This is a genomic window from Sphingomonas sp. Leaf23 (assembly GCF_001421585.1).
Classification (GTDB): domain Bacteria; phylum Pseudomonadota; class Alphaproteobacteria; order Sphingomonadales; family Sphingomonadaceae; genus Sphingomonas.
In genome coordinates, this window is record NZ_LMKR01000003.1 from 135,187 (window position 1) to 156,407 (window position 21,221).

The 21,221-nt window shown below is 66.5% G+C and carries 25 protein-coding genes; 8 read left to right on the forward strand and 17 right to left on the reverse strand.

Features of this window, described 5'->3' with window-relative positions:
* Positions 1–53: 53 nt before the first annotated feature.
* On the forward strand, positions 54–2,045 hold the full coding sequence (locus ASE67_RS08910) for a TonB-dependent receptor (RefSeq protein WP_055759655.1): 1,992 nt from the start codon (positions 54–56) through the stop codon (positions 2,043–2,045).
* Positions 2,046–2,075: 30 nt separating this feature from the next.
* On the opposite strand, the gene ASE67_RS08915 is transcribed toward ASE67_RS08910, so the two are convergent.
* The 9 genes from ASE67_RS08915 to ASE67_RS08955 all read right to left on the reverse strand — a co-directional run bounded on the left by ASE67_RS08915 (position 2,076) and on the right by ASE67_RS08955 (position 8,476).
* Entirely contained in the window at positions 2,076–2,402 is a 327-nt protein-coding gene (locus ASE67_RS08915; protein WP_055759658.1) for a hypothetical protein, read from the reverse strand.
* Positions 2,403–2,451: 49 nt separating this feature from the next.
* On the reverse strand, positions 2,452–2,655 hold the full coding sequence (locus ASE67_RS08920) for a hypothetical protein (protein ID WP_055759661.1): 204 nt from the start codon (positions 2,653–2,655) through the stop codon (positions 2,452–2,454).
* A 60-nt stretch (positions 2,656–2,715) separates the two neighbouring features.
* Positions 2,716–2,928, reverse strand: coding sequence for a cold-shock protein (locus ASE67_RS08925; RefSeq protein ID WP_055759663.1), 213 nt, complete (start codon positions 2,926–2,928; stop codon positions 2,716–2,718).
* A 190-nt stretch (positions 2,929–3,118) separates the two neighbouring features.
* On the reverse strand, positions 3,119–3,529 hold the full coding sequence (locus tag ASE67_RS08930; protein ID WP_055759668.1) for a hypothetical protein: 411 nt from the start codon (positions 3,527–3,529) through the stop codon (positions 3,119–3,121).
* Between the two features lie 97 nt (positions 3,530–3,626).
* Complete coding sequence (locus tag ASE67_RS08935) at positions 3,627–3,821, reverse strand: hypothetical protein (RefSeq protein ID WP_055759671.1); 195 nt, start codon at positions 3,819–3,821, stop codon at positions 3,627–3,629.
* Positions 3,799–4,020 carry a hypothetical protein gene (locus ASE67_RS18780; RefSeq protein ID WP_327196672.1) on the reverse strand — a complete coding sequence of 74 codons (222 nt, stop codon included), beginning with the start codon at positions 4,018–4,020 and terminating at the stop codon, positions 3,799–3,801. The genes ASE67_RS08935 and ASE67_RS18780 overlap by 23 nt, the downstream gene beginning before the upstream one ends.
* A 324-nt stretch (positions 4,021–4,344) precedes the next feature.
* Positions 4,345–7,305, reverse strand: a complete 2,961-nt coding sequence (gene uvrA, locus ASE67_RS08945) for an excinuclease ABC subunit UvrA (protein WP_055759674.1) — start codon at positions 7,303–7,305, stop codon at positions 4,345–4,347.
* Entirely contained in the window at positions 7,302–7,673 is a 372-nt protein-coding gene (locus tag ASE67_RS08950) for a GCN5-related N-acetyltransferase (protein WP_200922196.1), read from the reverse strand. The genes uvrA and ASE67_RS08950 overlap by 4 nt, the downstream gene beginning before the upstream one ends.
* Positions 7,670–8,476 carry a DUF1206 domain-containing protein gene (locus ASE67_RS08955; RefSeq protein WP_055759677.1) on the reverse strand — a complete coding sequence of 269 codons (807 nt, stop codon included), beginning with the start codon at positions 8,474–8,476 and terminating at the stop codon, positions 7,670–7,672. The genes ASE67_RS08950 and ASE67_RS08955 overlap by 4 nt, the downstream gene beginning before the upstream one ends.
* 130 nt (positions 8,477–8,606) lie before the next feature.
* On the opposite strand from ASE67_RS08955, the gene ASE67_RS08960 reads away from it, so the two are divergent.
* Positions 8,607–9,422, forward strand: a complete 816-nt coding sequence (locus ASE67_RS08960; protein ID WP_162236341.1) for an energy transducer TonB — start codon at positions 8,607–8,609, stop codon at positions 9,420–9,422.
* Between the two features lie 10 nt (positions 9,423–9,432).
* On the opposite strand, the gene ASE67_RS08965 is transcribed toward ASE67_RS08960, so the two are convergent.
* Together ASE67_RS08965 and ASE67_RS08970 are read right to left on the reverse strand one after the other, a co-directional pair.
* Positions 9,433–9,849 carry a hypothetical protein gene (locus ASE67_RS08965; protein ID WP_055761496.1) on the reverse strand — a complete coding sequence of 139 codons (417 nt, stop codon included), beginning with the start codon at positions 9,847–9,849 and terminating at the stop codon, positions 9,433–9,435.
* 41 nt (positions 9,850–9,890) lie between these two features.
* A complete protein-coding gene (locus ASE67_RS08970; protein ID WP_082457038.1) occupies positions 9,891–10,349 on the reverse strand; it encodes a copper chaperone PCu(A)C in 459 nt (152 codons plus the stop codon).
* 155 nt (positions 10,350–10,504) lie between these two features.
* Here ASE67_RS08970 and dnaK point away from each other — a divergent pair, with 155 nt between their 5' ends.
* From dnaK to ASE67_RS08985, 3 genes are all read left to right on the forward strand, one after another.
* On the forward strand, positions 10,505–12,412 hold the full coding sequence (gene dnaK / locus ASE67_RS08975; protein WP_055759685.1) for a molecular chaperone DnaK: 1,908 nt from the start codon (positions 10,505–10,507) through the stop codon (positions 12,410–12,412).
* 113 nt (positions 12,413–12,525) lie between these two features.
* A complete protein-coding gene (gene dnaJ / locus ASE67_RS08980; RefSeq protein ID WP_055759688.1) occupies positions 12,526–13,650 on the forward strand; it encodes a molecular chaperone DnaJ in 1,125 nt (374 codons plus the stop codon).
* A gap of 93 nt (positions 13,651–13,743) precedes the next feature.
* On the forward strand, positions 13,744–14,226 hold the full coding sequence (locus ASE67_RS08985) for a GNAT family N-acetyltransferase (protein WP_055759691.1): 483 nt from the start codon (positions 13,744–13,746) through the stop codon (positions 14,224–14,226).
* Between the two features lie 195 nt (positions 14,227–14,421).
* Here the strand turns inward: ASE67_RS08985 and ASE67_RS08990 are convergent, their stop codons facing one another.
* Entirely contained in the window at positions 14,422–15,768 is a 1,347-nt protein-coding gene (locus ASE67_RS08990; RefSeq protein WP_055759693.1) for a methyl-accepting chemotaxis protein, read from the reverse strand.
* Positions 15,769–15,843: 75 nt separating this feature from the next.
* Positions 15,844–17,154, reverse strand: coding sequence for an adenylosuccinate lyase (purB, locus tag ASE67_RS08995; protein ID WP_082457040.1), 1,311 nt, complete (start codon positions 17,152–17,154; stop codon positions 15,844–15,846).
* A gap of 212 nt (positions 17,155–17,366) precedes the next feature.
* Between purB and ASE67_RS09000 the strand changes: the two genes are divergently transcribed.
* Positions 17,367–17,843, forward strand: coding sequence for an EF-hand domain-containing protein (locus ASE67_RS09000; protein WP_235511855.1), 477 nt, complete (start codon positions 17,367–17,369; stop codon positions 17,841–17,843).
* 58 nt (positions 17,844–17,901) lie between these two features.
* On the opposite strand, the gene ASE67_RS09005 is transcribed toward ASE67_RS09000, so the two are convergent.
* From ASE67_RS09005 to ASE67_RS09020, 4 genes are read right to left on the reverse strand one after another with little or no spacing between them, the layout of a single operon-like run.
* The gene (locus ASE67_RS09005; RefSeq protein WP_055759710.1) at positions 17,902–18,447 is read right to left on the reverse strand and encodes a sugar O-acetyltransferase; all 546 of its coding nucleotides are present in this window, start codon (positions 18,445–18,447) and stop codon (positions 17,902–17,904) included.
* Positions 18,448–19,131: a RadC family protein gene (gene radC, locus ASE67_RS09010; RefSeq protein ID WP_055759712.1), complete on the reverse strand. Its 684-nt coding sequence runs from the start codon at positions 19,129–19,131 to the stop codon at positions 18,448–18,450.
* 45 nt (positions 19,132–19,176) lie between these two features.
* Entirely contained in the window at positions 19,177–19,413 is a 237-nt protein-coding gene (locus tag ASE67_RS09015) for a helix-turn-helix domain-containing protein (protein ID WP_055759714.1), read from the reverse strand.
* Positions 19,413–19,982, reverse strand: a complete 570-nt coding sequence (locus ASE67_RS09020; RefSeq protein ID WP_055759717.1) for a hypothetical protein — start codon at positions 19,980–19,982, stop codon at positions 19,413–19,415. Before ASE67_RS09020 ends, ASE67_RS09015 begins: the two co-directional genes overlap by 1 nt.
* 144 nt (positions 19,983–20,126) lie before the next feature.
* Here ASE67_RS09020 and ASE67_RS09025 point away from each other — a divergent pair, with 144 nt between their 5' ends.
* Together ASE67_RS09025 and ASE67_RS09030 are read left to right on the forward strand one after the other, a co-directional pair.
* Entirely contained in the window at positions 20,127–20,795 is a 669-nt protein-coding gene (locus tag ASE67_RS09025) for an acyloxyacyl hydrolase (protein ID WP_156348566.1), read from the forward strand.
* The gene (locus tag ASE67_RS09030; protein ID WP_055759720.1) at positions 20,795–21,130 is read left to right on the forward strand and encodes a hypothetical protein; all 336 of its coding nucleotides are present in this window, start codon (positions 20,795–20,797) and stop codon (positions 21,128–21,130) included. Before ASE67_RS09025 ends, ASE67_RS09030 begins: the two co-directional genes overlap by 1 nt.
* Positions 21,131–21,221 lie beyond the last annotated feature (91 nt).

Genomic DNA, 21,221 nt, shown 5'->3' on the forward strand with positions numbered 1-21,221 from the left:
GGGGGGTGAGGGTGCAGCGTTTCCTATGGTTGCTGGCCGCCGCATGGCCGGGCATGGCGATGGCGCAGGACGTGCCGGAGATCGTCGTCACCGGGCGCGGCCTTGCCGATGCGCCGGGCGACCGCGTGTACGACAGCGTCACGTTGGACCGCGACCGCATCCTTCAATCCGCCAGCGGCCGGGTGGAGGACGTGCTGCGCGACGTCGCCGGGTTGCAACAATTTCGCCGCTCCGATTCCCGCAGCGCCAACCCGACGTCGCAGGGGATTACCCTGCGCGGGCTGGGCGGCAACGCCTCCAGCCGGGCGCTGCTGCTGCTCGACGGCGTGCCGCAGGCCGATCCGTTTGGCGGCTGGGTCGCCTTTCCCGCCTATGCCACCGACCGGTTGGGGCGCATCCGGGTGACGCGGGGCGGGGGCAGCGGCGTTGCCGGGCCGGGGGCGCTGGCCGGGACGATCGAACTCGACAGCGCCGGACCGGGTAAGCTTGCACCCTTTGCCGCATCGATTGCCGGGGGCAGCCGTGCCTCGCTGGACGCGCGAGGATCGGCGGCGCTGGTGCGTGGCGGCGGGTTCGCCACCCTGTCCGGCGCCTATGCCCGTGGCGACGGATTCGTGCCGATCCTGCGCGAGGATCGCGGCCCCGCCGACCGGGCGGCTCCCTATGAACAGGGCAGCGCCGCCGCCCGCGCCGTGGTGCAGGTCGCAGCGACCACCGAATTGCAGGCCAATGTGTCGGGCTTCACCGATCGTCGCGACCGGGGCCTGGCGTTCACCGACAATCGCAGCGAAGGCGCCGATGCCAGCGTTCGGCTGGTCGGGCGGGGATCGCTCGGCTGGTCGCTGCTCAGCTATCTCCAGACCCGCGCCTTTGCCAGCCGCTTCGCCAGCGTCGGGGCGGGGCGGGCATCGAGCGCGCCGACGCTCGACCAGTATAATGTGCCGGCGACCGGTATCGGCGGGCGCGCGGAAATCGCGCCGGTCGTGGGCGCGCTGGCGCTGCGGCTGGGCGGTGATGTGCGCAGCGTGACCGGTGAGACGCAGGAGCTTTACACCTATGTTGCGGGCAGTCCGACGCGGCGGCGGGTCGCGGGCGGGCGCAATGTAACGGCCGGCCTGTTCGCCGATGCCAGTGTCACGACCGGCGCTGTCGTGCTGAGCGCCAGTGGCCGCATCGACCGCTGGGCTATCGCCGATGGCCGGTTGCAGGAAGCGGCACTGTCCGGCGCGACCCTGACCGACCAGCGCTTCGCCGACCGACGGGGGTGGGAACCGACCGGTCGCGTCGGCATGGCCTGGACGCCCGCCGATATCGTGACGCTGCGACTGGCGGGCTATCGCGGCTGGCGCCTGCCGACCCTCAACGAGCTGTACCGTCCGTTCCGGGTGGGTGCCGATGCGACCGCCGCCAACGCCGCCCTGGCGCCGGAGACGCTGTGGGGCGGGGAGGCGGGTGTCGAGTTGCGCCCGACGACCGCAATCCGCCTTACCGCGACCGCCTTCGCCAACGACCTGCGCGACGCCATCGCCAATGCGACGATCGCGAATGGGCCGGGCAACTTTCCGGGGGTGGGTTTCGTCTCGGCTGCCGGCGTGTTTCGCCGACGGGCAAATCTCGACCATGTTCGTGTGCGTGGGGTCGAACTCGACGCATCGGGGCGGTTGGGGCCGGTCGAGGCGCGGCTCTCCTATGCCTATACCGATGCGCGGGTCCGCGACGGTGGCGCGCTGGATGGCCTGCGTCCGGCGCAGACTCCGGCGCATAGTGGATCGGCGACGCTCGGCTGGCACCGTGACCGGTGGCAGGCAGCGGCAACGCTGCGGCATGTCGCCGGCCAGTATGAAGATGATGCCAATTCGCGCCGATTGTCTGCCGCCACGACGCTCGATCTGGTCGCGGCGATGCCGGCAACACGCTGGCTGACGCTGGAGGCACGGGCGGAAAACGTCACCGACACCCGAATCGAGACCGCCATCGGCGGCGACGGCGTGGTGGAGCGAGCGACCCCGCGCACCTTGTGGTTGGGGGTGCGGCTGGGCGGCTGACCGGGCGTATGGTCAGCCGCCCGGTTCGTGTCAGGCGCCGGTCTGCGACGCCATGCTGCCACGCGGTTCGACGATCGACGGCACCGGGCCGGTGGCGGGACGCAGCGATTCGCGCTCGGCGGCGGTTACCGGCGCGGTCGGGTCGGGGCGGAAAGCCGGCGGAGCGCGATCGGCCGGGCCGGGGCGACCCTTGCCCAATGCCAGGTCGGGGGCGGCATGGCCTTCGGACGGTTTGCGCCGTGCCAGCAGCACGCCGACCACACCGACGACGATACCCGTTGCGGCAAGCGCAACCGAGCGCAGGGTCGAAACCCCGGCAGTGCGCGATTTCGGCTTGTGTTTCTTGTGCTTGGCCATGGTCGATCCTTTTGCTGTCGCCGGTCCAACGACCGGCGCGCAGACAGGTTCAACCGACGGCTTCGCTCCGCCGTACGGTGGCGGCTTCGCGAATCAGCCGCTGTTCGGTGGTGCGCTCGGCCCGGTCGGCCATCTCGGTCCACGCCTGTTCGGCGCGGCGGCAGCGGTCGCGGACATTGTCCAGCGTCGCGGCTTCGGCATTGGCGCGCTCCACGGCGGCGCGGGCGCGATAGGCTTCGGCGGTGTCGGCCAAGAAAACCTCTCCTGCAAGCAAAAGGGGCGGGTGGAGGTCGCTCCACCCGCCCCATAGAAATCAGTCGGCGGCGGTCAGGTTGACCGCGCTGACCCGGCCGCGCCGGTCTTCTTCCAGCTCATAGCCGAGGCGCTGGTTCTGGTTCAGCGTGACCATCCCTGCGCGCTCGACCGCCGAAATGTGGACGAAGGCGTCGGTGCCGCCATTGTCGGGGGCAATGAAGCCATAGCCCTTGTCGATGTTGAAGAATTTTACGGTGCCGAGTGTGGCCATGATCGTTCCTTCCGAATGTTGCGGGCGTCGGAAACACCCGACCCCCGTGCCTTAGGCAGCAGGGAAAGAAGGAACTTGCCGCAAAGCAGGACACCATCGATTTGCGACTGTAGCCCATGACAAATGGGTATCGACCTGCCCCCATGCAAGGGGCAGGTCGACGAAAGCCATTAGTAGGTGGGTAGTATTTTTACCGGCAGCGCACGTTGTTGCGATCGATCGCCTGACCACCGGCCGCACCGGCGGCCCCGCCCAGGATCGCGCCCAGCAGGCCCGAGCCGCCCGGACGCAATGCCGTGCCGAGCACGCCGCCAGCGATCCCGCCGACGATCAGGCCGGTGGTGCCATCGTCACGACGGCAGTAATAGCGACCGTCATTGCCGACATAGACGCGATCATTCTGCGACAGGCGGCGTTCGCGATAGCGGCGGTCGTCGCGATAATAGCGTGCGGCGTCGTAGCCGTTATACGACGGATCGGGGCGGTCATAGTCATAGCGGCTATAGCCGGCATCGGCATAGCGCGGGCCGCCCATGCCATAATCGGTGCATCCGGAAACCAGGGTGGCAGCGGCGACGAGGCCGAGGGTGAGCGCACGCATGACGACATGTCCTTCGCTTGATATCGATCAAACGGGAATGCCGGGGATGGGCGGATGTTCCGAAATTATACGGAAAACAATAGTTTTGCAGGCGTAATTACCAGCGTCCGCCGGCATCCTCGATCGCCGCCAGCAGCGCGCGCTTGCTGTCCGTCCGGTTGGCACCGGCGTTGCGCGGCAGCTCCGGATTGCCCAGTGCCGCGCGACGCTCGGCCAGTCGAGCCGCGACGTCGCCATGCCGAAGCCGGGGGCCAGGCCAGTCGTCTGTTTCAGTCGAGATCGTCGACACCATGATCGCCCGCACTTTCCTCGCGTATCCGCCGTTCAAGATAGGTGCGATCGAGCAAAGAATGAAGCCGGTACAACAGCCGGGCCTGTTCGATTCTGTCCGGTGCGGTTCCGGACGCATATTGCCCCATCCGATCCGCGATCAGATCCTCGACACCCAGGATCGCAAAAGCGGAGCCGGGCGCGAAGTCGTCGATCAGCACAATGCGTTCGCGCGGGACCAGTCCGTCGAGGGGGGGTGCGGCCCACGACTTCAAAGCCAAGCGCCAGTTCGGGATGAATCCAGCCGCGGGTCGCGCTGCCCGGCCCGCTGGGCCGGACGAAACCCTGCTCCCGCAAGACGGCTTCCAGTTCGTCCTGAACCGACGAACAAAGGTCGAAGTCGCCGGTGGAAACAGCACTGCCCGACCAATATTCGACCGCCGCCCCACCGACCAGGATCGGCCGGGGCTGTCCGCTGGCGCGCAACGCTTCGCTGACCGTTGCGAACATCCGCAATGCAGCTTCGAACGGTGCGCGCCAGACGCTCACTCCGCCGCCTGTGCCCTCGGGGTCAGCAACGGCTTCAGATAGCGTCCGGTAAAGCTCCCCTCGACCGAAGCGACCTTCTCCGGCGTGCCCTCGGCGACCAGCTTGCCGCCCTTCACGCCGCCCTCCGGCCCCATGTCCAAAATCCAGTCGGCGGTCTTGATGACGTCGAGGTTATGCTCGATCACCACCACGGTATTGCCCTGTTCGACCAGCTGGTGGAGCACCTCCAGCAGCTTGCGCACATCCTCGAAATGCAGACCAGTGGTCGGTTCGTCGAGGATGTAGAGCGTGTTGCCGGTCGCGCGGCGGGCGAGTTCCTTGGCCAGCTTCACCCGCTGCGCTTCGCCGCCCGACAGCGTGGTTGCCTGCTGCCCGACCTTGACATAGCCCAGGCCCACTTCGGCCAGCATCGCCATCTTGTCGCGGATCGGTGGCACCGCCTTGAAGAACTCCACCGCATCCTCGACGGTCATGTCGAGCACGTCGGCAATGCTCATCCCCTTGAACTTCACCTCCAGCGTCTCGCGATTGTAGCGCGCGCCGTGGCACACGTCGCATTCGACATAGACGTCGGGCAGGAAGTGCATCTCGATCTTCAGCACGCCGTCGCCCTGGCATGCTTCGCACCGCCCGCCCTTGACGTTGAAGCTGAACCGGCCGGGCTTGTAGCCGCGTGCCTGCGCCTCGGGCAGCCCGGCGAACCAGTCGCGTATCTGGGTGAAGGCGCCGGTATAGGTCGCCGGGTTCGACCGCGGGGTGCGGCCGATCGGCGACTGGTCGATATCGATCACCTTGTCGAGATGCTGCAACCCGGTGATCTTGTCATGCTTGCCCTGCACGATGCGTGCGCCGTTCAGCGTGCGCGCGGCGGCGGCATAGAGCGTGTCGATCGTGAAGCTCGACTTGCCCGATCCCGACACGCCGGTGATGCAGGTGAAGGTACCGAGCGGGATGCTGGCGGTCACGCCGGTCAGGTTGTTGGCGGTGGCATTGTGCACCGTCAGCTTCTTGCCATTGCCCTTGCGCCGCACCTCCGGCAGCGGCACCGAGCGGGTACCGTTCAGGTAATCGGCGGTGACCGACCCCTTGGCCTTCAGGATCTGCTTCAGCGTCCCCTTGGCGACGATCTCGCCACCATGGACGCCGGCGCCCGGTCCCATGTCGATGACATAATCGGCAGTGCGGATCGCATCCTCGTCATGCTCGACCACCAGCACGGTGTTGCCGAGGTCGCGCAGCCGGCGCAGCGTTGCCAGCAGCATGTCGTTGTCGCGCTGGTGCAGCCCGATCGACGGTTCGTCGAGGACGTAGAGCACGCCCGACAAGCCGCTGCCGATCTGCGAGGCGAGGCGAATGCGCTGGCTCTCGCCACCCGACAACGTGCCGCTGGTCCGGTCGAGGTTCAGATAATCGAGGCCGACATTGTTGAGGAAGCCCAGCCGCTCGACGATCTCCTTCAGGATCGACTGTGCGATCGCCTTTTGCTGGTCGTTGAAATGCTCGGGCAGCCCTTCGAAGAAGCGTAGCGCGTCGACCACCGACAGATGCGTGGCATAGGCGATGTCCTGCATCGCCACCTTTACCGCCAGCGCCTCGGGCTTCAACCGCGCGCCATGGCAAGTCTCGCACGGCTGCGACGCTTGGTACTTCGCCAGTTCCTCGCGCATCCATGCGCTCTCGGTCGACAGCATCCGCCGGTTGAGATTGCCCAGCACCCCCTCGAACGGCTTCTTGACGTCGTACGACTTCTTGCCGTCAATGAAGGTGAGCGTGACCGGCTTGCCCGCGGTGCCGTGCAGGATCACGCGCTGCGCTTCGGCGGGCAGCTCCTTCCACGCAGCGTCGAGCGAGAAGCTGTACGCCTTCGCCAGCGATCCCAGCACCTGCATGTAATAGGGGGAGGGCGGGTTGGACTTCGCCCACGGCACCACCGCGCCCTTCTTGATCGACAGTTCGTGGTTCGGGACGATCAGGTCCTCGTCGAACTCCAACCGTTCGCCCAGGCCATCGCACGCGGGACAGGCCCCCTGCGGCGCGTTGAAGCTGAACAGGCGCGGCTCGATCTCGCTGATCGTGAAGCCGCTGACCGGACAGGCGAACTTTTCCGAAAAGACGATGCGGTTGTCGGGGATGCCCGCACCCTTCAGCTTGCCGGTCTGCGGCGCGGCCTCGGTCGCGCGGTCGCCCTGTTCGCTAGGGATCGGCGGGTTGCTCGACTGCGCCTCGGCAACGGTCGTATCGAGCAGGTCGACATAGGCGAGCCCGTCGGCCAGTTTCAGCGCGGTTTCGAAACTCTCCGCCAGCCGGGTGGCAACCTCCGGGTTCACCACCAGGCGATCGACCACGACCTCGATGTCATGCTTGAACTTCTTATCGAGTGTCGGCGCATCCTCGATCAGATGGACCTCGCCATTGACCCGCACCCGCTGGAACCCGGCCTTCTGCCATTCGGCCAGTTCCTTGCGATACTCGCCCTTGCGCCCACGCACGACCGGCGCGAGTAGCAGCAGCCGCGTGCCCTCGGGCAGCGCCAGTACCCGGTCGACCATCTGGCTGACCGTCTGCGCGCTGATCGGCAGGCCGGTGGCGGGCGAGAAGGGCACGCCGACCCGCGCCCACAACAGCCGCATGTAATCGTATATTTCGGTGACCGTCGCGACCGTCGATCGCGGATTGCGGCTGGTCGTCTTCTGTTCGATCGAGATCGCCGGCGACAGCCCCTCGATATGCTCGACATTGGGCTTCTGCATCAACTCGAGGAACTGGCGCGCATAGGCCGACAACGATTCGACGTAGCGCCGCTGCCCCTCGGCATAGATGGTGTCGAAGGCGAGGGAGGACTTGCCCGAACCCGACAGGCCGGTGATGACCGTCAGCGTGTCGCGCGGGATGTCGATGTCGACACCCTTGAGGTTATGCTCCCGCGCACCGCGGACGGAGATATGGGTCAGGCTCATGCGATCCGTTCTATCTTCGTTCTACTGAAATGGCTAGTCGGTGACATGGGGGCGCGCCTTCCCGGTTTCGAGGGGGCCTTGCCGCGCCATGCCAGCGATTGACGGTTGAGGGCGGCCAGATCGACCTCATTCGCCAGCGCCGCCTCGCCCAGCGCCACCGCCCGTTCGAGCGCCTCTCCATCGGCATGGGCATAGGCCGGCCGGCCCGCGACATGATCGTACCACACCCCGCCAAAGGCATGGTCGAGCAGGATGCGCTGAAAACAATGGTCGCCCACCACCGGCCAGCCGCGCTCGCGCGCGACGCCCGGCAGCACGCGCCGCGTCAGGTCGAGCCACCGTGCCTCCAGCGCCGCCCGCGCGGTCATGCCGGCAGCCGGACGTGCAGCCGCCGCCAGCGTGCCTCGACGAAGCTGAACGCACCGAACGCGACAAAGCCGATGCCGATCGCGGTCAACAGCAACTGCCCGCCCGCCTGCCGCTGCAACAGCGCGAAGCCGCTCGCCATGCCGCCGGCTTCATCGGCATCCGCCGCCCACGCCGCGCCGACGAACAGCACCGCGATCGCCGCGAACACGGCGGCGCGTGCGCCATAGCCGATGCGGCCCATGGTGCAGACATAATCGGGCACCGGCGTGTCGCCCGACAGGGTACGGGCGAACTCGCCGCTCCAGGCCTTCTTTGCCTGTTGCGCCGCCGCCGCGAGCAGCCCGACCGCGACCAGCGCCACCAGGACGCGTCCGCCCGGCTGGTCGAGCAGCCACGCGGTCCAGTCATGCGCGCTGTCCTCTCCGCCGACCCGCCCGGTCGCTCGCGCGCTGTGGACCGCAAGGCGCGCGGCGGTCCATGCCAGCACGACATGGGCGATGCCGCTCACCGCATGTCCTGCACGGCGGAACGCGCCGCTGGCGTCGTTCGCCTGCGCCTCGGGATCGAACAGCGCCTCGGTCAGCCGCCACAGCGCATAGCCGGCCAGCCCCGCCGCCATCGCTGCCAGCAGCCATTCGCCGAACGGTTCGTCGGCCAGGCTGGCGATCGCGCCCTGATTGTCCCCCGCCTTGCCGCCCCGCAGCGCTGCGTCGATCGCGAACCAGCCGACGATGCAATACACGACTCCGCGCGCGGCAAACCCCAACCGGGCAAGGAACGTGGCGCCGGAACGGGTGGTCATCGCACGCAAGCCTTTCGAATCGTTTCGCCGCGCCAACCATCTGGCGGCGACAGCGGTTCCGTCCGGCATCGCTGCTTGCAGGCCCGTCCCGTCGGATGCAGTTTCGCGTTGGGCATCGGGGGAGGAAAAGATGCGATTGCTGGTATCGACATTGCTGCTGGGGCAGGCCAGTGCCCCCGCCGCGCCACCGATGACGCCGGTCAACCGGTGGAACGTCGAATATGCCGAGAAGATGTGCGTCGTCAGCCGCGGCTATGGCGATCCCGCTGCCCCGGTCACCATCGGATTCAAGCCGACACCGTTCGGCGAAACCATGCAGGCCGTCATCCTGGGCAAGCGAGACAGGCTGGGCAAGGAAGGCCGGTTCGAACTGACGCTGGAGGCGCCGGGACGCGATCTTCCGCTCGACGGCAAGCCGATGGGCACGCGGGTATATTTCCCCAAGAGCGACGATGCCGTGCTGACCTATTATATTTCGCGCGCGACATTCGATGCGATGGTCGATGCCCCTGTGTTTACCGTCCGGCCGAAGACAGGACCGGCGGTCTCCGTCGCGCTGGGCATGGGGAAGCCCCTCGTCGCGGCGTTGCGGAAGTGCGAGGTCAGTCTGCTCGAACATCTCGGCTACGACCCGGCAAAGATCGCCGCCGTCGTGACGCGTGCGGAAGGGGAAAAGCCGGCCGAATGGATCAGCTACACCGATTATCCGAGCAGTGCCCTGAACAGGCGCGCGCAGGGTGTCGCAACGATCGCCTGGACCATCTCTACGACGGGACGTGTTTCCGACTGCAAGATCGTCGAGACGTCGGGATCGGACGATCTCGACAAGGCGTCCTGCGACGCCATTCTGAGACGGGGCCGCTATCTGGGTCCCGCGCTCGATGCATCGGGCAAGGCGGTCGAATCCTATTCGACCAGTCGCGTGATGTGGAGCATACCGCGCTGATCGGTCGACCTCACCCCCGCCCAAACGGCAGCAGCGCCTCATACACCTCCAGCGGTGGCTTGCCCTCCACCGCCACCCCCTGCCGCAGCAGGAACGCGTGGCGGACGATCTCCGCCTGCTGCTCGATGCCGTACGCCTCGAACGGCTTGCCCGGTACGACGTCGTACGCATAGGTACAGAACGGATGCCGCATCAGCGGCAGCCAGTAGCGCCCGCGATGCTGCGTCTGGTGGACATGCGTCATCTCATGCAGGAACAGCGCGGCCAGATCGCGCCCGGCGTGCGCGAAATCGTCGCGGTACAGCGTGCCGCCCGGATGGAAATGGATGCATCCGGTCGGTGCCATCGCGACCTGTTTCGGTTGGAAGAACGCCCATTTCGCATTCGCCACCCGCGCCCGGGCATAATCGATCGTGTCGCCGAACATGGTGCGGGCGAGATCGGTTTCGGCCGGGGTGAGCGGACGCTTCACTGGGGTGCCGGATCGCCCGCGCCGACCAACTTCGCGTCAACTGTCTTGGCGCCGGTATCGAATTGGAAGGTGATCGGCATCGTATCGCCGGGTTTCAGCTCGGACGCGACACCGAACATCATCATGTGTGCGCTGCCAGGCTTCAGGAACAGCGTGGTGTTCGGCGGCACGGGGATTTGGGCGATCGGCTTCATCCCCACCATCTTCTCGCCCATCGTCATGGTGACGTGCAGCTCGATCTTCTGCGCCTTCGGGCTGGCCGCGCCGCGCAGCATCGCCGAAAATGTGCCGGTATCGCCCTTGATCGTGGCATAGCCGGCGGCCGGGCGGCCCGGCACCGCGGGCAGGCGAACCCACGCATCCTCCACGACGATTCCCTTTTCGGCAGGTTGCGAACATCCGCCGACCACGATCAGGGGGAATAGCCCCGCCAGCACCATCCACCGTGTCTTCATGCGCACGCTCCTGTCCCGATACGGTTCCCTATGCCGCGCATAATCTTGCGGCAAGCCGAACCCTGCCTATATCCGCCCTCGGAACGATCCGGACGGCACCTCCCCGTGCCGTTTGGGTCCAGGCAGTATTTCAACCCGGGGGCCAATGAGGGACCATGGCTAAAGTAATCGGTATCGATCTGGGCACGACCAATAGCTGCGTCGCGGTGATGGAGGGCGGTAGCCCCAAGGTCATCGAAAATGCCGAAGGCGCGCGCACCACGCCGTCGATCGTGGCGTTCGCCAAGGATGGCGAGCGGCTGATCGGCCAGCCGGCCAAGCGTCAGGCGGTCACCAACGGCGACAACACGATCTTTGCGGTGAAGCGCCTGATCGGCCGCCGGTTCGACGATCCGGTCACCAAGAAGGATACCGAGCTGGTTCCCTACACCATCGCGCGCGGGCCGAACGGCGATGCGTGGGTGAAGGCGGGCGGCGAGGAATATTCGCCGTCGCAGATCAGCGCGTTCATCCTGCAGAAGATGAAGGAAACGGCGGAGTCGTATCTCGGCGAAACCGTGACGCAGGCGGTCATCACCGTGCCGGCATACTTCAACGATGCCCAGCGTCAGGCGACCAAGGACGCCGGCAAGATCGCCGGCCTCGAAGTGCTGCGCATCATCAACGAACCGACGGCGGCGGCGCTGGCGTACGGGCTCGACAAGGACAATAACAAGACCATCGCGGTCTATGACCTTGGCGGCGGCACCTTCGACATTTCCGTGCTGGAAATCGGCGACGGCGTGTTCGAGGTGAAGGCGACCAACGGCGACACCTTCCTCGGCGGCGAAGACTTCGACGCGAAGATCGTGCAGTTCCTGGCCGACGAGTTCAAGAAGATCGAAGGTATCGATCTGACCAAGGACAAGCTGGCGCTCCAGCGGCTGAAGGAAGCCGCTGAAAAAGCGAAGATCGAGCTGTCGTCGGCGCAGACGACCGAAGTCAACCTGCCGTTCATCACGGCGGATGCGACCGGTCCGAAGCACCTCGTCAAGTCGATCACCCGTGCCGACCTCGAACGTCTGGTCGAGGATCTGGTCAAGCGGACGCTGGAGCCGTGCAAGAAGGCGCTGGCCGATGCCGGCGTGCAGGCGAGCGCGATCGACGAAGTCGTGCTGGTCGGCGGCATGACTCGCATGCCGCGCGTCCGCGAAGTCGTGAAGCAGTTCTTCGGCAAGGAACCGCACACCGGCGTGAACCCCGACGAAGTCGTGGCGATCGGTGCCGCGATCCAGGCGGGCGTTTTGCAGGGTGACGTGAAGGACGTGCTGCTGCTCGACGTGACCCCGCTGTCGCTGGGCATCGAAACGCTGGGCGGCATCATGACCCGCATGATCGATCGCAACACCACCATCCCGACCAAGAAGTCGCAGGTCTATTCGACCGCCGACGACAATCAGGGTGCGGTGACGATCCGCGTGTTCCAGGGCGAGCGCGAAATGGCCGCCGACAACAAGATGCTGGGCCAGTTCGATCTGGTCGGCATCCCGCCCGCGCCGCGCGGCGTGCCGCAGATCGAGGTCACGTTCGACATCGACGCCAACGGCATCGTCAACGTCAGCGCCAAGGACAAGGGCACCGGCAAGGAACAGCAGATTCGCATCCAGGCCTCGGGCGGCCTGTCGGACAACGACATCGACCAGATGGTCCGCGATGCCGAGCAGTTTGCCGAAGAGGACAAGAAGCGTCGTGCAGGTGCCGAGGCGAAGAACAACGCCGAATCGCTGATCCACACGACCGAGCGTCAGCTGGCCGACAATGGCGACAAGGTGGACGCGTCGCTGAAGTCCGAGATCGAAGCCGCGGTCGCCGAGACCAAGGCAGCGGTCGAGAGCGGCGATGCCGAGCGCATGACCGAAAAGAGCACCGCGCTCGCCCAGGTCGCGATGAAGCTCGGTCAGGCGATCTACGAGAAGCAGCAGCAGGCCGAAGCCGCGCCTGCGGCCGACGCCCAGGCGGAGACCAAGGCCGACGACGTGGTCGATGCCGAGTTCTCGGAAGTCGACGACAGCCAAAAGGCGTAATGACTGCTCCCTCTCCCCGCTTGCGGGGAGAGGGCCGGGGAGAGGGGCCGTTGCGTGACTTCCCCTCTCCCAACCCTCACCCCTGAAGGGGAGAGGGCTTTTGGGGTTTTCGAATGACCACCGAAGTCGATTTCTACGAGCTGCTCGAATGTGAGCGCACCGCGGATGCGGGGACGATCAAGTCGGCCTATCGCAAGCTCGCGATCAAATATCACCCCGACAAGAATGCCGGGTGCAAGGATTCCGAGGCGAAGTTCAAGGCGATCAACGAAGCCTATGACTGCCTGAAAGACCCGCAGAAGCGCGCGGCCTACGACCGCTACGGCCATGCCGCCTTTCGTCAGGGTGCGGGCGGTGCCGGTGCCGGCGCGCAGGATTTCGGCGGCTTTTCCGACATTTTCGAAAGCGTCTTCGGCGAATTCATGGGCGGCGGCCGCCAGGGTGGCCGTGCCGGGCCGCGTCGCGGCGCCGACCTGCGCTATGACATGGAGGTGTCGCTGGACGAGGCCTATCATGGCCACCAGACCGAGATCACCGTCGACGTGTCCACGTCCTGCGGGCCGTGCGGCGGCAGCGGCGCATCGCCGGGGACCAAGGCGCGGACCTGCCACACCTGCAACGGCCACGGGAAAGTGCGTGCGCAGCAGGGGTTCTTCGTCGTCGAACGCGCCTGTCCGACCTGCCACGGCGCAGGCCAGGTCATCAGTGACCCGTGCCCGGTTTGCAACGGCGAAGGCCGCGTCGACCAGACGAAGACGTTGCAGGTCAACATCCCGCCCGGCGTCGACGAAGGTACCCGCATCCGCCTGACCGGCGAGGGCGAGGCGGGGGCGCGCGGCGCGCCGTCGGGCGATCTCTACATCTTCCTGCACGTCAAGCGCCACGCGCTGTTCGAACGCGAAGGCACCGCGCTGCACGCGCGCGCGCCGATCAGCTTCACGACCGCAGCGCTGGGCGGCACGATCGAAATCCCCGGCCTCGATGGACAGAAGCACAGCATCCGCGTGCCGGCCGGGATTCAGTCGGGCAAGGAACTGCGCCAGCGCGGGGCCGGCATGCCGGTGCTGCAGGGGCGCGGGCACGGCGACATGGTGATCCATATCGAGGTCGAGACCCCGACCCGACTGTCGGCGCGGCAGAAGGAATTGCTGGAGGCGTTCCGCGAAACCGAAACCGGTGAGGAATGTCCCGAATCGATGGGCTTCTTCAGCCGGCTGAAGACTGCGCTCGGCGGGTAGGTCCAGCCGGCCAAATCTTCGTCATCCCGGCTTGCGCCGGGATGACGAAAGCGTGTTATGGCACGGCCGCCCAAACCGAGGACCAGGACGACCATGACCGCTGTGTGGCGTCCCGCCACCGTCTCCGACGCACCGGCCATCGCCACGCTCGCAAAGGCCGAACTGGGCGACTATGGCGAGGCGGCGGACCTCTATGCCGAACGCATCGCGCTCAGCCCCGATGGCTGCTGGGTGTTGGCGGACGGGGATGCGGTCATCGGCCATTGCATCAGCCATCCGTGGCACCGGCTGGCCCCGCCGGCGATGCACGCGCTGCTCGGCGACCTGCCGCCCAGCGCCGATTGCTGGTATCTCCACGATGTCGTCGTCGCCCCGCCGGCGCGGGGAACCCGCGCGGTCGAGCGTCTGCTGCCGATCCTGTGCGACATTGCCGCCCGCCGCGACATTCCCGTGCTGGCACTGATCGCGGTCGGCGGTGCCGATGCCTATTGGGCGCGACAGGGCTTCATCGCGGCCCCCGGCGGTGCGGCCGGGTTTGGCGAGGATGCAGTGTATATGGAGCGGCCGGTCGCCTGACCGCCGCGCTAGAGCGGTTTTCGACCAGGTTGAACCACCGTCATCGCCCTTCGGGCGACCGCTCCGCGGCGGGGCGCTTTCGGTCCGATGCAGCGTTGCTCGTCGGTCACGATGCCTGGCATCGCTCCCTCCTCGCGCCTCGCATCGAGCCGCAATCACCTCCATGCCGGTGATCCAACCTGGTCGGAAACCGCTCTAGCGCCGGCCACCTGCCACCATGCGCAGCGGCGCGACATGTGCCCCGCGCGCATCGCCATGCCCCACGCGGAAGGTCGATACCGCATCGTTCAACCGTGCGGCTTCCTCGGCCAGATTGCGGGCGGCGGCGGTGGTTTGCTCGACCATCGCGGCATTATGCTGCGTGATGCTGTCCATCTCGCCGACCGCGATGTTGATCTGGCCCAGCGTTTCGGCCTGTTGATGCGAGGCGGTCGCGATATTGCCGATCAGCGCGCGGATGCGGTCCATCTGTTCGGTAATCCGTTTCAGCGCGATGCCGGTGCTCGATACCAGTTCGACGCCGCGATCGACCTGCGCGGTCGATGCGGTTACCCGCGCCTTCACGTCCTTGGCGGCGTCGGCCGAACGCTGCGCCAGCGCGCGCACTTCGGATGCGACGACGGCAAAGCCCTTGCCGGCATCACCCGCGCGTGCCGCCTCGACCCCGGCGTTCAGCGCCAGCAGGTTCGTCTGGAACGCGATCCCGTCGATGACGGAGATGATCTCGCCGATTTCCTTCGACGCGCTTTCGATGCCGGCCATCGCGCGGGTCGTATCCTCGACGATACCGGCCGAGCTTTGCGCGTCGCGATGCGTGTCGGCGATGATCGCCTCGGTCGTGTCGACCAGCGTCGCGGCCTCGCGCACATTCTGGGTGATTTCCTGGATCGCCGCCGCCGATTCCTCCAGGCTGGCGGCCTGGCGCTCGGTGCGGCCGGACAGGTCGTCCGATGCCTGGCGGATATCGCTGCAGCCGTTATGCAGCGCCGCGGCGACCGACGTCACTTCGGCCATCGATTCCGCCATGCGGTCGGCAGCGGTGTTGAAGCTGTCGCGCAGCGGTTCGAATTCTTCGCTGAAGCGGGTGTCGATCCGGACATTCAGGTCACCGCCGGCCAGCGCGGCCAGCCCGTGCTTCAGCGTATCGACCACGGTACCGGTCGCGGCCATGTCCTGGCACATCACCAGCACCGCGTCTGGGCCCTCCTGCGGGACCGGGATCACCGTCACCAGCATCCGCACCTCTTCGGTGCCGCGCATGTTGAACCATTCGAACCGGGCAAAGCCGTCGCGAACCGCCTGTTGCACCCGCTCGCCGACATGTTCGGCCGTCGGGCGGCCGTCGGCCTGTGTCGCACGCGAAAAGACGACCGGGTTCTGCCCAATGATTTCGGCGCGCGTCCGGCCGTAAATGGCCTCGGCACCGGGATTGCATTCGACGAACGCACCCTCCTTCAACAGAAGGATGGCATCGGGGGACTGGCGATACCCGGCCAGCGCGGTGCGGATTTCGAGATCGGGCGAAAAGCGGCGGAAAATCATGCCATCCGCGTAGGGTGAGATCGTTAAGATTATACTGTCCCCCGCCGGACGGTCAGGTCCGGCGGGGCCGGGGCGTCACGCCTTGCCGAACACCCGCGCAAAGATCGTGTCGACATGCTTGTAGTGATAGCCAAGGTCGAACCGGCTCTCGATCTCTTCCGCCGACAGCGCGGCGGCGACGTCCGGATCGGCCTTCAGCAGTTCGAGCAGCGACAGTTCGCCGTCCGATTCCCACACCTTCATCGCGTTACGCTGGACCCAGCGGTACGAATCCTCGCGGCTGACGCCGGCCTGGGTCAGCGCCAGCAGCACGCGCTGCGAATGGACCAGGCCGCCCATCTTGTTGAGGTTCTTTTCCATCCGCGCCGGATAGACGACCAGCTTGTCGATGACGCCGGTCAGGCGGGCGAGCGCGAAGTCGAGCGTGATCGTCGCGTCGGGGCCGATATAGCGCTCGACCGACGAGTGCGAGATGTCGCGCTCGTGCCACAGCGCGACATTCTCCAGCGCCGGGGTGACATAGCCGCGCACCATGCGGGCCAGGCCGGTCAGGTTCTCGGTCAGCACCGGGTTGCGCTTGTGCGGCATCGCCGACGAGCCCTTCTGCCCGGGCGAGAAATATTCCTCGGCTTCCAGCACTTCGGTGCGTTGCAGATGGCGGATTTCGGTGGCGAGGCGCTCGATCGACCCGGCGATCACGCCCAGCGTCGCGAAATACATCGCATGGCGGTCGCGCGGGATGACCTGCGTCGACACCGGCTCGATGGTCAGGCCCATCCTTTCAGCAACATGCTCTTCAACGCGCGGGTCGATGTTCGCAAAGGTGCCGACCGCGCCCGAAATCGCGCAGGTCGCCACTTCGGCGCGGGCATTCTTCAGGCGCGTGCGGCAACGATCGAACTCGGCATAGGCCTGCGCCAGCTTCAGCCCGAACGTCACCGGCTCGGCATGGATGCCGTGGCTGCGGCCGATGGTCGGGGTCAGCTTGTGTTCGCGTGCGCGGCGTTCGATGACGCCCAGCAGCTTGTCGAGATCGGCGAGCAGGATGTCCGACGCCCGCGCCAGCTGCACCGCCAGACAGGTGTCGAGCACGTCCGAGCTGGTCATGCCCTGGTGCAGGAAGCGCGCTTCCGGCCCCGTGCGCTCCGACACATGGGTCAGGAACGCGATGACGTCGTGCTTCGTCTCGGCCTCGATCGCGTCGATCCGCTCCACGTCGAAGTCGGCGTCGTTCATCGCCCAGATCTTTTCGGCGGCGTCGCGCGGCACCACGCCCAGTTCGGCCAGCGCGTCGGTCGCGTGCGCCTCAATCTCGAACCAGATGCGGAATCGGGCCTGGGGCTGCCACAGGGCGGTCATTTCCGGGCGAGAGTAACGGGGAATCATGGCAGGCCTTTCGAAAACGGGCGAACGGTTTGCCGCGCCCTAGCAACAAGTCGCGGACGAATCGAGCCTGTCTTGCGATAGAAGAAATGCGAAAAGGGCTTCAATCGAAACCGAAACGACCTAAGTTGGTTGGGTCATCGCAGCGCCGCTACGGAGTTGTTTCATAGCGGCGGCATGAAGTTCCGAACCAATCCGAAAGGAGAAATTCGATGATGAAGCGTATTCTTCTCGCCAGTGCCATGGTGGTTTCTGTTCCCGCCTTCGCGCAGGACACGGCCCCGGCACAGACGACTGCCCCGGCAACGCAGGTCGCGCCGCAAACCTCGCCAGCGGCCCCCGCTGATGCATCGATCGCCGCGACGCAGCCGGCACCCGCGACGCAGGCCGATCCGGCAACGCAGACCGCGCAGACCACCGCCGAGGCCGGTCAGCCCGCCAGCGGCACGCAGATCGCGCAGATCGTCGAGGCCGAATTCCCGAAATATGACAAGGACGGGAAGGGCCAGCTGACCGAAAAGCAGTTCGGCGAATGGATGGTCGCGCTGCGATCGGCCAGCGAGCCGGGCGTGACCGCCGACAAGCCCGAGGTGAAGAGCTGGGTCAAGCAGGCCTTTGCCCAAGCGGACAAGGACAAGTCGAAGGCGGTGACGAAGGCGGAGCTGACCAGCTTCCTGAGCAAGAGCGCCTGAGCCGCAGTCTTGAGCTGATATCGATGCGACCGCCGGGAGCAATCCCGGCGGTCGTTTTTTATCGGACCCGCGCCGGATTGCCGACCACCGTCGCGCCGGCGGGCACGTCGCGCGTCACGACCGATCCCGCGCCGATGATCGCATCGTCGCCGACCGTAACGCCGGGCAGGATCATTGCCCCGCCACCGATCCACACATTGCGCCCGATCGTTACCGGCCGCCCGAATTCCAGCATCTGTGCGCGCACCGCCGGATCGCGCGGATGGTCGGCGGCAAGGATCTGCACGCCCGGCCCGATCTGCGTCTTGTCGCCGATGGTGACGGCACACACATCAAGGATGACGCAGCCGTAATTCAGGAACACCTCGTCGCCGAGGGTGATGTTATAGGCATAGTCGATATGGAACGGCGGGCGGATCACGACGTCCCTGCCGACCCCGGCCATGATCTCGCGCAACAGGCCGCGCTGTTCGTCGCGGTCCAGCGCGATACGGGCATTGTAGCGGTCCATCCACGCCGCCGCCCGCGCGACATCGGCGACCAGTTCGGCATCGCCGGCATGGTATAGCTCGCCGGCGATCATCTTTTCTTTCTCGGTACGCATTCAGAACATTCCCTGGGCACGCAGGCTCGTATGCCCCTTCGCGCCGATGATGAGGTGGTCGTGGACGGTGATGCCCAGCGGCTTGCCCGCCGCGGCGATGGTGCGGGTCAGGTCGATATCGGCCCGGCTGGGGCTGTGATCGCCGCTCGGATGATTATGGACCAGGATCAGCGCGGCGGAGCCGAGGTCGAGTGCGCGGCGGATCACCTCGCGGGTATAGATCGGCGCTTCGTCGATCGTCCCCTCCGCCACCAGTTCGTCGCGGATCAGCAGGTTGCGGCTGTTCAGGTGCAGAACCCGAATCCGCTCGACCGCCTGATGTGCCATGTCGGCATGGAGATAGTCGAGCAGCGCCTGCCAGTTCGACAGCACCGGCCGCTCGGTCACCTGCGCCTGCAGCATCCGCGTTGCGGCGGCCTGCGCGATGCGGATCGCCGCCACCGCGCTGTCGCCCATGCCCGACACCTTGCTGAGCGCCAGCGGATCAGCCGACAGCAGCCCGCCGATCCCGCCGAATTCGTGGAGCAGGGTCTTCGCCAGCGGCTTCGTATCACGGCGCGGAATTGCCAGCGTCAGGAGATATTCGACCAGCTCATGGTCGAGCAGCGCCGCGCCGCCATGTTCCAGCAACCGCCCGCGCAGGCGGGCACGGTGGCCGGTGCCATCGGTCTCGGGCGTGGTCATGGCCACCCGCCTAGCGGATCGCGCGCGGCGGGGCGAGGGGGCGGCTCAATCCTCGCCCCCCGGCTTGAGGTCGTCGTCGGACGGGGTATAGTCGAGGATGTCGCCCGGCGTGCAGTCGAGATAGCGGCAGATCGCAGCGAGGGTGGCGAAGCGCACGCCCTTCACCTTGCCCGATTTCAGCAGCGACAGGTTCGATTCGGTGATGCCGATCGCCTCGGCCAGTTCCTTCGACCGCACTTTCCGCCGCGCCAGCATCACGTCGAGATTGACGATGACCGGCATCAGACGAAATCGGCCAGTTCGCGCTCCGCCCGGATGCCAGCCTCCAATGCCCAGATCGTGGCATAGGCGGCGAAGGCCAGCAGCAGGAGCAGGAACGCAGTATCCACCTGGATCGGGTTGGACAATGCGGTGGAACCACCTACGCCGTTATAGAGCAGTCCGGCCTGCAAGACGGGACACACGATCCGCGCGACCGCCAGGGTGATCGCAGCGCGGGAGGCGCGGCGTAACCACGGCAGCGCATCGGCCAGTGCATGGTGCCGCTGCTGCCCAAGTCGGCGCAGCGCCATCCCGACGGCAAGGAACAGGACCGCCATCGGCCCCGATTCCAGCAGCACGATCGCTGCCAAGCCGACGCGGACGCCCGGCTCCGCTACCCATCTGTCGAATTGGCCGCGTGCCTTGGTGTTGCTGTTCAATCGGGCAAGCGTTTCGTCGGGCAGCAGGTTCGCCGCATCCGCACCGCCGCGACACCGCTGTTCCCCATCGCAATTCAGATAGGGTCCCGGTGCCGCCGCTGCGACGATCGTCATCACCCCCAGCAATGCTGCGATGACGAGGAACAGCATACCTACCCTGCGGCTGGTCCGCGCTTTTTTCGGCGGCAACGAATATCCGTCGGACACAAGATACTTTCTGTTTTACAGCAATTATTGTCGATGATACGACATTGGCCACGGCGAAGCGACTGCCGTTTGTGGGAAGGGGTTCACATGATTCGGTTGGAAAAGGGCGTCCTGGGCGCAGTGTTGGCGCTCGCCTCCACGACGGCGATGGCACAGGAGACGGCAACGCCGCCGCGCGAGGGGGCGGAGGTCGCCATCGGCGTGCTGCACCACGGCACCGATTTCCATCCGCTCGGCGGCAAGCTGATTTTCGACCTGCCTAAGCTGCCGGACGGCCAAATCTATGAAGGGTTCGAGGAAAACGGCACGGTCGACGTGCAGATCGCCTATCGCACCGCACCCCTGCGCATCCTGCTCAAACCCCGCCTGACCGCCAAGTCGCAGATCAATACCGCCGGGCGCACCAGTTTCTTCAGCATCGGCGCGGAATGGCGGCAGCATATCCTGCGCGGTCGGGTCTATGGGCAGGTCGGGATCGGCGCGACCGTCATCGACGGCTACAGCTTCACGCCCGATCCGTTCCAGCCGGGTATTTCCAACGACGAGGCATGGCGGCGCTACGACATCTATCGCCGGCGGACCTCGTTCGGGTCGAAAATCCTGTTCAATCCCAATGCGTCGATCGGCGTGCGGGTCGACCGGCGCTGGGCGGTCGAACTGGCATGGGAGCATTTCAGCCATCGCCAGATCTTTTCCGACACCAATCCGGGCATCGATAATGTCGGCATCCGCATCGTCCGGCGGCTGGGGCGGTGATGCTGGCGCTCCTCGCCGCCGCTTTGCTGGCACAGGCCGCGCCCGCCCCACCACCGCCGGACGAAGAAATCGTCGTGACCGGCGAACGGCCGCGCAACTTCCAGATCGTGACGAAGCGGGCGTGGTTGGTCGGCCCCGCCCGCTGCGCGCTGAAACCGTCCAGCGGCGACCCGCTGTTCGATGCCGCGGTCTGTCGGGCCTATCTCGCCTGCGTGCCGACTATCCGGTCCGCGGCGGAGCTGGAGGCCTGCATCCGGCCGCCGATCGCCGACGCGGCGCAGGGTTGGCAGGACCGGCGCAAGGCCGCGATGGCGCCGCGGCGACCCGCCGGCTGAGACAAGTTCCGTTGCGCTGCCGGAACCGTTTGCCGCCTCTCGCGCTTGACCCCGGCGGCGTGAGGCGCGACGAACGGGGCTGAACAGCGGA

Bases quoted from the DNA above. Each gene is read 5' to 3' on its own strand.
- ASE67_RS08965 (WP_055761496.1), bottom strand. From the start codon at position 9,849: ATGTTCGGCGACACGATCGATTATGCCCGGGCGCGGGTGGCGAATGCG.
- ASE67_RS09025 (WP_156348566.1), top strand. From the start codon at position 20,127: ATGATTCGGTTGGAAAAGGGCGTCCTGGGCGCAGTGTTGGCGCTCGCC.
- dnaJ (WP_055759688.1), top strand. From the start codon at position 12,526: ATGACCACCGAAGTCGATTTCTACGAGCTGCTCGAATGTGAGCGCACC.
- ASE67_RS09005 (WP_055759710.1), bottom strand. From the start codon at position 18,447: ATGCGTACCGAGAAAGAAAAGATGATCGCCGGCGAGCTATACCATGCC.
- ASE67_RS08950 (WP_200922196.1), bottom strand. From the start codon at position 7,673: ATGACCGCGCGGGCGGCGCTGGAGGCACGGTGGCTCGACCTGACGCGG.
- uvrA (WP_055759674.1), bottom strand. From the start codon at position 7,305: ATGAGCCTGACCCATATCTCCGTCCGCGGTGCGCGGGAGCATAACCTC.
- ASE67_RS08915 (WP_055759658.1), bottom strand. From the start codon at position 2,402: ATGGCCAAGCACAAGAAACACAAGCCGAAATCGCGCACTGCCGGGGTT.
- radC (WP_055759712.1), bottom strand. From the start codon at position 19,131: ATGACCACGCCCGAGACCGATGGCACCGGCCACCGTGCCCGCCTGCGC.
- ASE67_RS08960 (WP_162236341.1), top strand. From the start codon at position 8,607: ATGCGATTGCTGGTATCGACATTGCTGCTGGGGCAGGCCAGTGCCCCC.
- ASE67_RS08985 (WP_055759691.1), top strand. From the start codon at position 13,744: ATGACCGCTGTGTGGCGTCCCGCCACCGTCTCCGACGCACCGGCCATC.
- ASE67_RS09000 (WP_235511855.1), top strand. From the start codon at position 17,367: ATGAAGCGTATTCTTCTCGCCAGTGCCATGGTGGTTTCTGTTCCCGCC.
- ASE67_RS08910 (WP_055759655.1), top strand. From the start codon at position 54: ATGGCGATGGCGCAGGACGTGCCGGAGATCGTCGTCACCGGGCGCGGC.
- ASE67_RS09015 (WP_055759714.1), bottom strand. From the start codon at position 19,413: ATGCCGGTCATCGTCAATCTCGACGTGATGCTGGCGCGGCGGAAAGTG.
- ASE67_RS08970 (WP_082457038.1), bottom strand. From the start codon at position 10,349: ATGAAGACACGGTGGATGGTGCTGGCGGGGCTATTCCCCCTGATCGTG.
- ASE67_RS09020 (WP_055759717.1), bottom strand. From the start codon at position 19,982: ATGCTGTTCCTCGTCATCGCAGCATTGCTGGGGGTGATGACGATCGTC.
- ASE67_RS08925 (WP_055759663.1), bottom strand. From the start codon at position 2,928: ATGGCCACACTCGGCACCGTAAAATTCTTCAACATCGACAAGGGCTAT.
- ASE67_RS08930 (WP_055759668.1), bottom strand. From the start codon at position 3,529: ATGCGTGCGCTCACCCTCGGCCTCGTCGCCGCTGCCACCCTGGTTTCC.
- purB (WP_082457040.1), bottom strand. From the start codon at position 17,154: ATGATTCCCCGTTACTCTCGCCCGGAAATGACCGCCCTGTGGCAGCCC.
- ASE67_RS08955 (WP_055759677.1), bottom strand. From the start codon at position 8,476: ATGACCACCCGTTCCGGCGCCACGTTCCTTGCCCGGTTGGGGTTTGCC.
- dnaK (WP_055759685.1), top strand. From the start codon at position 10,505: ATGGCTAAAGTAATCGGTATCGATCTGGGCACGACCAATAGCTGCGTC.
- ASE67_RS09030 (WP_055759720.1), top strand. From the start codon at position 20,795: ATGCTGGCGCTCCTCGCCGCCGCTTTGCTGGCACAGGCCGCGCCCGCC.
- ASE67_RS08935 (WP_055759671.1), bottom strand. From the start codon at position 3,821: ATGGTGTCGACGATCTCGACTGAAACAGACGACTGGCCTGGCCCCCGG.
- ASE67_RS08990 (WP_055759693.1), bottom strand. From the start codon at position 15,768: ATGATTTTCCGCCGCTTTTCGCCCGATCTCGAAATCCGCACCGCGCTG.